The sequence below is a fragment of the Streptomyces sp. NRRL S-1022 genome, assembly GCF_000720135.1.
In the GTDB taxonomy this organism is placed as follows: domain Bacteria; phylum Actinomycetota; class Actinomycetes; order Streptomycetales; family Streptomycetaceae; genus Streptomyces.
In genome coordinates this window covers 130,302-143,462 of sequence record NZ_JOIU01000012.1, presented here as the reverse complement: position 1 = coordinate 143,462, position 13,161 = coordinate 130,302, and the positions used below count along the sequence as shown (strand labels likewise).

10 protein-coding genes are annotated in these 13,161 nt (G+C 70.4%); 8 read left to right on the top strand and 2 right to left on the bottom strand.

Annotated features, from left to right (window positions below; genetic code table 11):
- Positions 1-51: 51 nt before the first annotated feature.
- The 4 genes from secD to IG05_RS0118375 all read left to right on the top strand — a co-directional run bounded on the left by secD (position 52) and on the right by IG05_RS0118375 (position 6,333).
- Positions 52-1,848, top strand: a complete 1,797-nt coding sequence (gene secD, locus IG05_RS0118390; RefSeq protein ID WP_199808340.1) for a protein translocase subunit SecD — start codon at positions 52-54, stop codon at positions 1,846-1,848.
- A gap of 2 nt (positions 1,849-1,850) precedes the next feature.
- A complete protein-coding gene (gene secF / locus IG05_RS0118385) occupies positions 1,851-2,951 on the top strand; it encodes a protein translocase subunit SecF (RefSeq protein WP_030343875.1) in 1,101 nt (366 codons plus the stop codon).
- A complete protein-coding gene (locus IG05_RS0118380) occupies positions 2,948-3,487 on the top strand; it encodes an adenine phosphoribosyltransferase (RefSeq protein ID WP_030343873.1) in 540 nt (179 codons plus the stop codon). The genes secF and IG05_RS0118380 overlap by 4 nt, the downstream gene beginning before the upstream one ends.
- Before the next feature lie 311 nt (positions 3,488-3,798).
- Entirely contained in the window at positions 3,799-6,333 is a 2,535-nt protein-coding gene (locus IG05_RS0118375; RefSeq protein ID WP_030343872.1) for a RelA/SpoT family protein, read from the top strand.
- An 83-nt stretch (positions 6,334-6,416) separates the two neighbouring features.
- Here the strand turns inward: IG05_RS0118375 and IG05_RS0118370 are convergent, their stop codons facing one another.
- Positions 6,417-7,646: a DUF349 domain-containing protein gene (locus IG05_RS0118370; protein WP_030343870.1), complete on the bottom strand. Its 1,230-nt coding sequence runs from the start codon at positions 7,644-7,646 to the stop codon at positions 6,417-6,419.
- A gap of 170 nt (positions 7,647-7,816) precedes the next feature.
- Complete coding sequence (locus IG05_RS0118365; RefSeq protein WP_030343868.1) at positions 7,817-8,638, bottom strand: peptidylprolyl isomerase; 822 nt, start codon at positions 8,636-8,638, stop codon at positions 7,817-7,819.
- 171 nt (positions 8,639-8,809) lie between these two features.
- Here IG05_RS0118365 and IG05_RS0118360 point away from each other — a divergent pair, with 171 nt between their 5' ends.
- From IG05_RS0118360 to IG05_RS0118345, 4 genes are all read left to right on the top strand, one after another.
- The gene (locus IG05_RS0118360; RefSeq protein WP_030343866.1) at positions 8,810-9,514 is read left to right on the top strand and encodes an MBL fold metallo-hydrolase; all 705 of its coding nucleotides are present in this window, start codon (positions 8,810-8,812) and stop codon (positions 9,512-9,514) included.
- A gap of 13 nt (positions 9,515-9,527) precedes the next feature.
- A complete protein-coding gene (gene hisS, locus IG05_RS0118355; protein WP_030343864.1) occupies positions 9,528-10,790 on the top strand; it encodes a histidine--tRNA ligase in 1,263 nt (420 codons plus the stop codon).
- A 208-nt stretch (positions 10,791-10,998) separates the two neighbouring features.
- Positions 10,999-11,655, top strand: a complete 657-nt coding sequence (locus IG05_RS0118350; RefSeq protein WP_030343863.1) for a vitamin K epoxide reductase family protein — start codon at positions 10,999-11,001, stop codon at positions 11,653-11,655.
- Positions 11,656-11,721: 66 nt separating this feature from the next.
- Positions 11,722-13,077 carry a replication-associated recombination protein A gene (locus IG05_RS0118345; protein WP_030343861.1) on the top strand — a complete coding sequence of 452 codons (1,356 nt, stop codon included), beginning with the start codon at positions 11,722-11,724 and terminating at the stop codon, positions 13,075-13,077.
- Positions 13,078-13,161: the final 84 nt, after the last annotated feature.

Sequence of the window (13,161 nt, the reverse complement as noted above, 5' to 3'; positions counted from 1 at the left end):
GGCCGACCGCGCCGACCGGGCGCGGGGCGGCCCGAGAGGGAGTACGAGAAGGTGGCAGCACCTAAGAGGGGCCGAAGCGCGAGCGCCCAGAGCAAGCCAGGGCGCTCGCTGGCCCTCATCCTGATCGCCATCGTGGCGCTCACCGGAGGGATGTTCCTCTCCGGGCACACCACTCCGCGTCTCGGTATCGACCTCGCCGGTGGTACGAGCATCACGCTCAAGGCGAAGGCCGACCAGGGGTCCGCGATCAACAAGGCCAACATGGACACCGCGGTCGACATCATGAACCGCCGTGTCAACGGCCTGGGTGTCTCCGAGTCGGAGGTGCAGACCCAGGGGAACGACAACATCATCGTCAACATCCCCAAGGGCACCAACTCCAAGGAGGCGCAGGAGCAGGTCGGCACCACCGCAAAGCTGTACTTCCGGCCGGTCCTGGCCAGCGAGCCCAGCGGCGCCGCCGCGAAGACGCCCTCGCCGAGCGCGTCCTCCAGCGGCAGCTCCTCGCCCAAGCCGGGCACCAGCCCGTCGCCGGCCGCCTCCTCCAAGGAGAAGGCGTCGTCGTCCGGCTCCACGTCCCCCACGGCCTCGGCGACCTCCCAGGGCCGCGCCGTCAGCGACGCGCTGAAGGCCGACTCCACTCCCTCGCCGAGCGCCTCCGGCAGCGGCAAGCCCTCGGGCAGCCCCTCGGCCACCCCGTCGGCCTCGGCGAGCGGCGGCTCCAACACGGCGGCCAAGCTCCAGGCCCAGTACGCGGCCCTGGACTGCACCAAGGCCTCCGACCGCGCCAACGCCGGGAAGAACGCCAAGCCCGGCGACTCCACCGTGGCCTGCGGCCAGATCAACAACGCCTGGTACAAGTACCTCCTCGGCCCGGCCGCCGTGGACGGCACCGAGGTGAAGAAGGCGCAGGCCGTCTTCGACACCCAGGGCGCCGCCGGCTGGCAGGTCCAGATGACCTTCACGGGCGGCGGGGCCAAGAAGTTCGCCGACATCACCGGCGAGCTGGCCAAGAACCAGCCCCCGCAGAACGAGTTCGGCATCGTCCTGGACGGCGAGGTCGTCTCCAGCCCGTACGTGAGCACCGCCATCACCGGCGGCCAGGCGGAGATCTCCGGCAGCTTCAAGCAGGAGGAGGCGCAGAGCCTCGCCAACATGCTGTCGTACGGCGCCCTGCCGCTGTCCTTCCAGGAGCAGTCCGTCACCACCGTCACCGCCGCGCTCGGCGGTGAGCAGCTGCGCGCCGGTCTGCTCGCCGGCGCCATCGGCCTCGCGCTGGTCGTGATCTACCTGGTGGTCTACTACCGCGGCCTGTCGATCGTCGCCATGGCGTCCCTGCTGGTCTCCGCGATCCTCACGTACGTGATCATGGCGCTGCTCGGCCCGGCCATCCACTTCGCGCTGAACCTGCCGGCCGTCTGCGGTGCCATCGTCGCCATCGGTATCACCGCGGACTCGTTCATCGTGTACTTCGAACGCATCCGGGACGAGATCCGTGAGGGCCGCTCCCTGCGCCCCGCCGTGGAGCGGGCCTGGCCGCGCGCCCGGCGCACCATCCTGGTCTCGGACTTCGTGTCGTTCCTGGCCGCCGCGGTGCTGTTCATCGTCACGGTCGGCAAGGTCCAGGGCTTCGCGTTCACGCTGGGTCTGACCACCGTCCTCGACGTCGTCGTCGTCTTCTTCTTCACCAAGCCGCTGATGACGCTCCTGGCCCGCCGCCGGTTCTTCGCGGACGGCCACAAGTGGTCCGGCCTCGACCCGAAGAGCCTGGGTGCCAAGCCGCCGCTGCGCCGCACCCGCCGTCCCGCCGGTCCCGTCGCCGGCCCTGCCGACCCGAAGGAGGCGTGAACATGTCGAAACTCGGCAGCCTCGGCGCTCGACTGCACCGCGGCGAGATCTCGTACGACTTCGTCGGCAAGCGCAAGATCTGGTACGGCGTCTCGATCCTGATCACCATCACGGCCATCCTCGGCCTGGCGGTGCGCGGCCTGAACATGGGCATCGAGTTCCAGGGCGGCGCGGTCTTCACGACGCCGACCAAGATGAGCACCTCGGTGGCCAAGGCCGAGGAGTACGCCAACGAGGCCTCGGGCCACCAGTCGGTCGTACAGAAGCTGGGCAACGGCAGCCTGCGCATCCAGATCGCGGGCATCGACACCGGCCAGTCCGACCGGATCAAGCAGGAGCTGGCCAAGGACCTGAACCTCGACCCTGAGAAGCTCGCCGCCGACCTGGTCGGCCCGAGCTGGGGCGAGCAGATCGCCAACAAGGCCTGGGAGGGCCTGGCGATCTTCATGGTCCTGGTCGTGATCTACCTGGCCATCGCGTTCGAGTGGCGCATGGCCATCGCGGCCCTGGTGGCGCTGATCCACGACATCACCATCACCACGGGTATCTACGCCCTGGTCGGCTTCGAGGTCACGCCCGGTACGGTCATCGGTCTGCTGACCATCCTCGGTTACTCGCTCTACGACACGGTCGTCGTCTTCGACAGCCTGAAGGAGCAGACGAAGGACATCACCAAGCAGACCCGCTGGACGTACAGCGACATCGCCAACCGGTCGATCAACGGCACCCTGGTCCGCTCCATCAACACCACGGTCGTCGCCCTGCTGCCGGTCGCCGGTCTGCTCTTCATCGGCGGCGGCTTCCTCGGCGCGGGCACGCTCAACGACATCTCCCTGTCGCTGTTCGTGGGTCTCGCGGCCGGTGCCTACTCGTCGATCTTCATCGCCACGCCGCTCGTCGCCGATCTCAAGGAGCGCGAGCCGGCGATGAAGGCCCTCACCAAGCGGGTCCTGGCCAAGCGCGCCCAGGCCGGTGCGGAGGAGGACCTCACGGAGGCCCACGGCGCCGGTGCCGACGCCGGCGAGCCCGCCGTGGTGGGCCCGCGCAGCCAGTCCGCGGCCCGCGGCCGCGGCCGTGGCCGCACCCCGGGGAAGCGCGGATGACCGACATCCAGGAACTGCTGCTCAGCCGCATCCGTGACGTCGCCGACTACCCGGAGCCGGGCGTGATGTTCAAGGACATCACCCCGCTCCTGGCCGACCCGGCGGCCTTCACCGCGCTCACCGACGCGCTGGCCGAGATCGCCGCCAACACCGGCGCCACCAAGATCGTCGGCCTGGAGGCCCGGGGCTTCATCCTCGGCGCCCCGGTCGCCGTCCGCGCGGGCCTGGGATTCATCCCGGTCCGCAAGGCGGGCAAGCTGCCCGGAGCCACCCTGCGCCAGGCGTACGACCTGGAGTACGGCTCGGCGGAGATCGAGGTGCACGCGGAGGACCTGGCCGCCGGCGACCGCGTGCTGATCGTGGACGACGTCCTGGCCACCGGCGGCACCGCCGAGGCCGCGATCCAGCTCATCCGGCGCGCGGGCGCCGAGGTGTCCGGCCTCGCGGTCCTCATGGAACTGGGCTTCCTCGACGGCCGCGCCCGCCTGGAACCGGCCCTGGAAGGCGCCCCGCTGGAGGCGCTCCTCCAGGTCTGAGCCACACCCGCGGACGGCCGCCCCGGCATCGCCGGGGCGGCCGTCCGCGTTCCCGGCACCCGCCGGCACACCGAGGGGAGAACCGCCCGGCACGGGGCACCCGGAAGCCACCAGCCGGACACGCCCCGCACCCTCCGGGACCACCCCCGCACCACCCGCCCGTCACCTCCCCGGAATCCCGCGACGGCCCCCGGTGTTCCACGGACAGACGGTCCTCACAGCCGCCTGCAGGCGATGACCGGGCGCAGGATCGATACCATGGGGTCTCCGGAGCCTGACCGGGGGACCCGGAACGCGCACGAGGAGCCCTCTTGCCAGACGAGGCCCAGCACCTGACCGCCGCCAAGCCCGAGCCCGGCTCGGCGCCCGCGGCGAAGCCCGCGCCGAGCACTTCGCAGGTGAAGAACGACACCCGCGGGACGGTCGAGCACGCCCAGTCCGCGCCCGTCGAGAAGAGCGCCGAGTCCTCGCGCCCCAAGCCGGCCCCGCCCGAGCGCCCGGTCCAGCCCCCCGTGGTGCGCCAGCCGGCCGCGCAGCCCGCCCGCACCGGCTCCTCCAACCGCGTCCGGGCCCGCCTCGCCCGCCTCGGTGTCCAGCGCGCCAACCCGTACAACCCGGTCCTGGAGCCGCTGCTGCGGATAGTGCGCAGCAACGACCCGAAGATCGAGAACTCCACGCTGCGCCAGATCGAGCGCGCCTACCAGGTCGCCGAGCGCTGGCACCGCGGCCAGAAGCGCAAGAGCGGCGACCCGTACATCACGCACCCGCTCGCCGTCACCACCATCCTCGCCGAGCTGGGCATGGACCCGGCCACGCTGATGGCCGGGCTGCTGCACGACACCGTCGAGGACACCGAGTACGGGCTGGACCAGCTCCGCCGCGACTTCGGCGACACCGTCGCCCTCCTCGTCGACGGCGTCACGAAGCTGGACAAGGTCAAGTTCGGCGAGGCCGCGCAGGCCGAGACCGTGCGCAAGATGGTCGTCGCCATGGCCAAGGACCCGCGGGTCCTGGTCATCAAGCTCGCCGACCGCCTGCACAACATGCGCACCATGCGCTACCTCAAGCGCGAGAAGCAGGAGAAGAAGGCGCGCGAGACGCTGGAGATCTACGCCCCGCTCGCCCACCGCCTCGGCATGAACACCATCAAGTGGGAGCTGGAGGACCTCGCCTTCGCGATCCTCTACCCCAAGATGTACGACGAGATCGTACGGCTGGTGGCCGAGCGCGCCCCGAAGCGGGACGAGTACCTCGCCATAGTGACCGACGAGGTCCAGGCCGACCTGCGCGCCGCCCGCATCAAGGCGACCGTCACCGGCCGCCCCAAGCACTACTACAGCGTCTACCAGAAGATGATCGTCCGCGGCCGTGACTTCGCGGAGATCTACGACCTGGTGGGCATCCGCGTCCTGGTCGACACCGTGCGCGACTGCTACGCCGCCCTCGGCACCGTGCACGCGCGATGGAACCCGGTCCCCGGCCGGTTCAAGGACTACATCGCGATGCCCAAGTTCAACATGTACCAGTCGCTGCACACGACGGTCATCGGCCCCAACGGCAAGCCGGTCGAGCTGCAGATCCGCACGTTCGACATGCACCGCCGCGCCGAGTACGGCATCGCCGCGCACTGGAAGTACAAGCAGGAGGCCGTCGCCGGCGCCTCCAAGGTCCGCACCGACGTGCCCAGGGCCGGCAAGAAGGACGACCACCTCAACGACATGGCGTGGCTGCGCCAGCTGCTGGACTGGCAGAAGGAGACCGAGGACCCGGGCGAGTTCCTGGAGTCCCTGCGCTTCGACCTGTCCCGCAACGAGGTCTTCGTCTTCACGCCCAAGGGTGACGTCATCGCGTTGCCGGCGGGTGCCACCCCGGTGGACTTCGCGTACGCCGTCCACACCGAGGTCGGCCACCGCACCATAGGAGCGCGGGTCAACGGCCGTCTCGTACCGCTCGAATCCACCCTGGACAACGGCGACCTGGTGGAGGTCTTCACCTCCAAGGCGGCCGGCGCCGGGCCGTCCCGGGACTGGCTCGGCTTCGTCAAGTCACCGCGGGCCCGCAACAAGATCCGCGCCTGGTTCTCCAAGGAGCGCCGGGACGAGGCCATCGAGCAGGGCAAGGACGCCATCGTGCGGGCCATGCGCAAGCAGAATCTGCCGATCCAGCGGATCCTGACCGGCGACTCGCTGGTCACGCTCGCCCACGAGATGCGCTACTCCGACATCTCCGCGCTGTACGCGGCGATCGGCGAGGGCCATGTCTCGGCGCAGAACATCGTGCAGAAGCTCGTCCAGGCCCTCGGCGGCGAGGAGGCGGCCACCGAGGAGATCGACGAGGCGGTCCCGCCGTCGCGCACCCGCGGGCGCAAGCGCCGCTCCAGCGCCGACCCGGGCGTGGTGGTCAAGGGCGTCGAGGACGTGTGGGTCAAGCTGGCCCGGTGCTGTACGCCGGTGCCCGGCGACCCGATCATCGGCTTCGTCACCCGCGGCAGCGGGGTGTCGGTGCACCGCAGCGACTGCGTCAACGTCGAGTCGCTGTCCCGGGAGCCGGAGCGCATCCTCGACGTCGAGTGGGCGCCCACCCAGTCCTCGGTCTTCCTGGTCGCCATCCAGGTCGAGGCGCTGGACCGCTCGCGCCTGCTCTCGGACGTCACCCGGGTGCTGTCCGACCAGCACGTCAACATCCTCTCGGCGGCCGTGCAGACCTCCCGCGACCGGGTGGCCACCTCCCGGTTCACCTTCGAGATGGGCGACCCCAAGCACCTCGGCCACGTCCTGAAGGCCGTGCGGGGCGTGGAGGGCGTGTACGACGTGTACCGCGTGACCTCCGGACGCACCCGGTCGTAGCACCCGCCCGCCGGGCCGGACCGCCCATGCGGAAGGGCCCCGTACGCGCGTACGGGGCCCTTCCGGCTGCTCGGGGGAGTGTGTCAGCCGCCGAACTCCTGGAGGCCCTTCAGAGCCTGCTCCAGCAGCGCCTCACGGCCTTCCAGCTCCTTCTGCAGCTTGTCGGCCCTGGCGTTGTTGCCCTGGGCGCGCGCCTGCTCGATCTGCGCCTTCAGCTTGTCCACGGCTGCCTGCAGCTGACCGGTCAGTCCCTCGGCACGCGCGCGCGCCTCCGGGTTGGTCCGGCGCCACTCGGCCTCCTCGGCCTCCTGGATCGCCCGCTCGACGGTGTGCATCCGGCCCTCGACCTTGGGCCGGGCGTCCCGCGGGACGTGACCGATGGCCTCCCAGCGCTCGTTGATCGAGCGGAACGCGGCGCGCGTGGCCTTGAGGTCGCCGACCGGCAGGAGCTTCTCGGCCTCCTCGGCCAGCTCCTCCTTCAGCTTCAGGTTCTCCGTCTGCTCCGCGTCCCGTTCGGCGAACACCGAGCTGCGGGCGGCGAAGAACACGTCCTGGGCGCCGCGGAAGCGGTTCCACAGGTCGTCCTCGTGCTCGCGCTGGGCGCGGCCCGCGGCCTTCCACTCCGCCATCAGCTCGCGGTACCGGGCGGCCGTGGGGCCCCAGTCCGTCGAACCGGACAGCGCCTCGGCCTCGCCGACCAGCCGCTCCTTGACGCGGCGGGCCTCCTCGCGCTGCGCGTCCAGCTGCGCGAAGTGAGCCTTGCGGCGCTTGGAGAACGCCGAGCGGGCGTGCGAGAAGCGGTGCCACAGCTCGTCGTCGGACTTGCGGTCCAGGCGGGGCAGGCCCTTCCAGGTGTCCACCAGAGCGCGCAGCCGCTCACCGGCCGCTCGCCACTGGTCGGACCGGGCGAGCTGCTCCGCCTCGGTGACCAGGTCCTCCTTGGCCTTGCGGGCCTCGTCGGACTGCTTGGCCCGCTGCGCCTTGCGCTCCTCGCGGCGCGCCTCGACGGTCTCGACGAGCTTGTCCAGCCGCGTCCGCAGCGCGGCCAGGTCACCGACCGCGTGGTGGGCGTCCACCTGCTCCCGCAAGTGGTCGATGGCGGCCTGGGCGTCCTTCGTCGACAGGTCGGTGGTCCGTACGCGCTTTTCGAGGAGGCCGATCTCGACAACCAGGCCCTCGTACTTGCGCTCGAAGTAGGCCAGCGCCTCCTCGGGGGAGCCGGCCTGCCAGGAACCGACGACCTGCTCGCCGTCGGCCGTACGCACGTACACGGTCCCCGTCTCGTCGACGCGGCCCCACGGGTCGCTGCTCACAGCGCCTCCTCCACATGATGCCTGCGGGGGGCCTCAGCACCCCCGGGCATCGTCCACAGTTTCGTCACCGCCAACATAGGCGACCAGCGGGTTGCCTGTCCGCATCCAGCGCGACCGAAATTCCGCAGTCGGCGCTTCCCGGCCCTCCGGCCGCTCCGGCACCGGTGACCTCAGGACTTGCCGACCGTCGCCTTGTTGATCACGACCGTCGCGTTCGGCGCCCCGTCGCCGTTGCCGGTGCTCTCGCCGGCCGCGGCGATCTTGTTCAGCACCTTCATGCCGGCCGTGCCGATGGTCCCGAACGGGGCGTAGTTCGGCGGCAGCGGGCTGTCCTTGTAGACGAGGAAGAACTGGCTGCCGCCGGTGTGCTTCTGGCCGGTGTTGGCCATCGCCACCGTGCCCGCCGGGTACGTGTTGTTCTTCAGGCTCTTGTCCTTGAGGTTCTCGTCCGGGAGCGTGTAGCCCGGACCGCCCATGCCGGTGCCCTGCGGGTCGCCGCACTGCAGGACGTAGATGTCCCGGGTGGTGAGGCGGTGGCACTTGGTGTGGTCGAAGTAGCCCTTCCCGGCGAGGAAGTCGAACGAGTTGACCGTGTGCGGGGCCGCCGACGCCTTCAGCGCCACGTCGATGTCGCCGCACGTCGTCGCGAGAGTCAGCGTGTACTTCGCCGACGTGTCGATCGTCATCGCCGGCTCCTTCTTCCAGCTCTGCTTCTTCACCGAGCCGGCCGCCGGCTTCGCGCACGGGTCCGGCGCCTTGCTCGTCGGCGGTGCGCTCGGGGTGACCTCGGCGCTCGCGTTGGTCTTCTTGTCGTCGTTCTTCAGCACCCCGGTCGTGTACAGGGCGACACTGCCGATCACGACCACGCCGAGTACCGACGCGATCACGGAGTTGCGCACGCGGGACTTGCGCCGCGCCTGGGTGCGCCGCTGCTGCTGCCGCAAGAACTTCTCCCGGGCGAGCTGACGCCGCCGCTGCTCCTGGCTGACCACCGGGTTCTCTCCTCATGCGTGTCGTGTGTCGGGCGGTACGCGTACGTCCTCGTGAGCCGACCGCTGCGTGTAGCCCCGTACCGTATATGGGTTCGCTGAGGAAACGGCAGCGCCGGTAGGCTCTGACAGCAGCTGAAGCCGCCTGTGAAACCGACACAACGAAGGACGATCGTGCTCATTGCCGGGTTCCCCGCCGGGGCCTGGGGGACGAACTGTTATCTCGTCGCCCCCGCCGCCGGTGAGGAGTGCGTGATCATCGACCCCGGCCACCAGGCCGCCCCAGGAGTCGAGGAAGCGCTGGAGAAGCATCGGCTCAAGCCCGTGGCCGTCGTCCTCACCCACGGCCACATCGACCACGTGGCCTCGGTCGTCCCCGTCTGCGGGGCGCACGACGTGCCGGCCTGGATCCACCCCGAGGACCGGTACATGATGAGCGACCCCGAGAAGGCGCTCGGCCGGTCCATCGGCATGCCGCTGATGGGCGAGCTGACCGTGGGGGAGCCGGACGACGTCAGGGAGCTGACCGACGGCACCTCCCTGCGGCTGGCCGGACTGGAGTTCTCCGTCGCGCACGCGCCGGGCCATACCAAGGGGTCGGTGACCTTCCGGATGCCCGAGACCGCCGACGTCCCGTCGGTGTTCTTCTCCGGGGATCTGCTGTTCGCCGGCTCCATCGGACGCACCGATCTGCCGGGCGGATCCATGACGGACATGCTCGGCTCGCTGGCCCGCGTGTGCCTGCCGCTCGAGGACTCCACCGTGGTGCTGTCCGGACACGGCCCCCAGACGACCATCGGCCAGGAGCGCGCCACCAACCCCTACCTGCGGCAGGTGGCCGCCGGCCAGGGAGCCGAGGCTCCCCGACGAGGAATGTGACGAGAGACCTTCCGTGAGCACCTTCAAGGCCCCCAAGGGCACCTACGACCTGATCCCGCCGGACTCCGCCAAGTACCTCGCGGTACGCGACGCGATCGCGGCCCCGCTGCGCAACTCCGGCTACGGCTACATCGAGACCCCCGGCTTCGAGAACGTCGAACTCTTCGCGCGCGGGGTCGGCGAGTCCACCGACATCGTGACCAAGGAGATGTACGCCTTCGAGACCAAGGGCGGCGACCAGCTGGCCCTGCGCCCCGAGGGCACCGCGTCCGTGCTGCGCGCGGCCCTGGAGGCCAGCCTGCACAAGTCGGGCAACCTCCCGGTCAAGCTCTGGTACTCCGGCTCCTACTACCGTTACGAGCGCCCCCAGAAGGGCCGTTACCGGCACTTCTCCCAGGTCGGCGCCGAGGCGATCGGCGCGGAGGACCCGGCGCTGGACGCCGAGCTGATCATCCTGGCCGACCAGGCCTACCGCTCGCTGGGCCTCAGGAACTTCCGCATCCTGCTCAACAGCCTGGGCGACAAGGAGTGCCGCCCGGTGTACCGGTCCGCGCTCCAGGAGTTCCTGCACGGCCTGGACCTGGACGAGGACACGCGCCGGCGCGTCGACATCAACCCGCTGCGGGTCCTCGACGACAAGCGCGAGTCGGTCCAGAAGCAGCTCACGGGCGCCCCGCTGCTGCGCGACTACCTGTGCGACGCGTGCAAGGCGTACCACGAGGAGGTCCGCGAGCTGATCACGGCGGCCGGTGTCTCCTTCGAGGACGACCCGAAGCTGGTGCGCGGCCTGGACTACTACACCCGCACCACCTTCGAGTTCGTGCACGACGGTCTCGGCTCGCAGTCCGCAGTGGGCGGCGGCGGCCGGTACGACGGCCTGTCCGAGATGATCGGCGGCCCCGCGCTGCCCTCCGTCGGCTGGGCCCTAGGTGTCGACCGTACGGTCCTCGCGCTGGAGGCCGAAGGGGTCGAGCTGGACATCCCGTCCGCCACCTCGGTCTACGCGGTCCCGCTCGGCGAGGAGGCCCGCCGGGTGCTGTTCGGCAAGATCACCGACCTGCGCAAGGTGGGCATCGCGGCGGACTTCGCGTACGGCGGCAAGGGCCTGAAGGGCGCCATGAAGAACGCCAACCGCTCGGGCGCCCGCTACGCGATCGTCGCCGGCGAGCGCGAGCTCGCCGAGGGTGTCGTCCAGCTCAAGGACATGGAGTCCGGCGAGCAGACGGCGATCGGCGTCAACGAGATCGTGGCGGAGCTGGAGTCCCGGCTCGGCTGACCTCCGCACGCGCGCGAAGGCGCCGGACGCTCCTCAAGGGGGCGTCCGGCGCCTTCGTCTCCCGCCCGCCGGGGCTGTCCGGAACCGAGCGGACGGCACTTGTCGTACGTACATCCTTATGGGAAGCGAACGGTGCGCACACAGGCGTGTGCGGCACAATGACCCGTGCCCGAAGATGGTCCCATCCTCAAGTGACGGAATCGGCGTGATGAGCAAGACGACAGTCAAGGACGTCTCCGCGGAACCCGGTCCGGAGCGCGCCGCCGACGCCCCGCGCGCGGTGGGCGGCAGCCGTGCCTTCGCCATCCTGCTGGTGATCACCGGCGCGGCCGGGCTGCTGGCCGCCTGGGTCATCACGATCGACAAGTTCAAGCTGCTGGAAGCCAAGGTCGCCGGCACGACGTTCACCCCCGGGTGCAGCCTGAACCCGGTGGTCTCCTGCGGCAGCGTCATGGAGAGCAAGCAGGCCGCCGCCTTCGGGTTCCCCAACCCGATGCTCGGCCTGGTCGCCTACGGCATCGTCGTCTGCGTCGGCATGAGCCTGCTGGCCCGCGCCCGCTTCCCGCGCTGGTACTGGCTGACCTTCAACTTCGGCACGCTGTTCGGCGTCGCCTTCTGCACCTGGCTGCAGTTCCAGTCGCTGTACCGGATCAACGCGCTGTGCCTGTGGTGCTCGCTGGCCTGGGTCGCCACGATCACCATGTTCTGGTACGTCACCTCGTTCAACATCCGCAACGACTTCCTGCCGTCCCCGCGCTGGCTGAAGTCGTTCTTCGGCGAGTTCACCTGGGTGCTGCCGGTCCTGCACGTCGGGATCATCGGCATGCTGGTCCTCACCCGCTGGTGGGACTTCTGGACCAGCTGACCTTCCCGGAGCGGGCCGGCTGAGGGGCCCGGCCCGATTGTCGGTGCGGTGTTCTAGGGTTTCAGCGTGGAACCCGACCTCTTCACCGCAGCAGCAGAAGAACGCCAGGAGAAGGACCCGGCGGCCAGCCCCCTGGCGGTGCGCATGCGCCCGCGCACGCTCGACGAGGTCGTGGGCCAGCAGCACCTGCTCAAACCCGGCGCCCCGCTGCGCCGGCTGGTCGGCGAGGGCAACGGCGGCCCCGCCGGCCCCTCCTCGGTGATCCTGTGGGGCCCGCCCGGCACCGGCAAGACCACCCTGGCGTACGTCGTGTCCAAGGCGACGAACAAGCGGTTCGTGGAGCTGTCCGCGATCACCGCGGGCGTCAAGGAGGTCCGCGCGGTCATCGACGGCGCCCGCCGCGCCACCGGCGGCTTCGGCAAGGAGACCGTCCTCTTCCTGGACGAGATCCACCGCTTCAGCAAGGCACAGCAGGACTCCCTGCTCCCGGCCGTGGAGAACCGCTGGGTCACCCTGATCGCCGCCACCACGGAGAACCCGTACTTCTCGGTGATCTCCCCGCTGCTCTCCCGCTCCCTGCTGCTCACCCTGGAACCGCTCACCGACGACGACGTCCGCGGCCTGCTCCGGCGCGCGCTCAGCGACGAACGCGGCCTGAAGGACGCCGTCACCCTCCCCGAGGACACCGAGGAGCACCTGCTGCGCATCGCCGGCGGCGACGCCCGGCGTGCCCTGACCGCCCTGGAGGCCGCCGCAGGGGCCGCACTCGACCAGGGCGAGAGCGAGATCAGCCTGGCGACGCTGGAGCAGACCGTCGACCGGGCCGCGGTGAAGTACGACCGCGACGGCGACCAGCACTACGACGTCGCCAGCGCCCTCATCAAGTCCATCCGGGGCTCCGACGTCGACGCGGCCCTGCACTACCTGGCCCGCATGATCGAGGCCGGCGAGGACCCCCGGTTCATCGCCCGCCGCCTGATGATCTCCGCCAGCGAGGACATCGGCCTGGCCGATCCGGGCGCCCTGCCGATCGCGGTCGCCGCCGCCCAGGCCGTCGCCATGATCGGTTTTCCGGAGGCCGCCCTCACCCTCAGCCACGCCACGATCGCCCTGGCCCTCGCCCCCAAGTCCAACTCCGCGACCACCGCGATCGGCGCCGCGCTGCACGACGTACGCAAGGGCCTGGCCGGGCCGGTGCCGCCGCATCTGCGCGACGGGCACTACCAGGGCGCCGCCAAGCTCGGCCACGCCCAGGGGTACGTGTACCCGCACGACCTGGCCGAGGGCATCGCCGAGCAGCAGTACGCCCCGGACGCGCTGAAGGCCCGCGAGTACTACGCGCCGAGCCGGCACGGGGTCGAGGCCAGGTACGCGGACGCCGTGGAATGGACCCGTAAACACCTCGGTCGCAAGCGGTCCTGAGCACCCTGTAGACTGCTCCGAAGTGCTGAGTCCCGTGCTGTCAGAACGGGACGACCAGCCGGAGGCCGGTCCCCAGCGGACTGG

Bases quoted from the DNA above. Each gene is read 5' to 3' on its own strand.
- IG05_RS0118350 (WP_030343863.1), top strand. From the start codon at position 10,999: ATGAGCAAGACGACAGTCAAGGACGTCTCCGCGGAACCCGGTCCGGAG.
- secF (WP_030343875.1), top strand. From the start codon at position 1,851: ATGTCGAAACTCGGCAGCCTCGGCGCTCGACTGCACCGCGGCGAGATC.
- IG05_RS0118380 (WP_030343873.1), top strand. From the start codon at position 2,948: ATGACCGACATCCAGGAACTGCTGCTCAGCCGCATCCGTGACGTCGCC.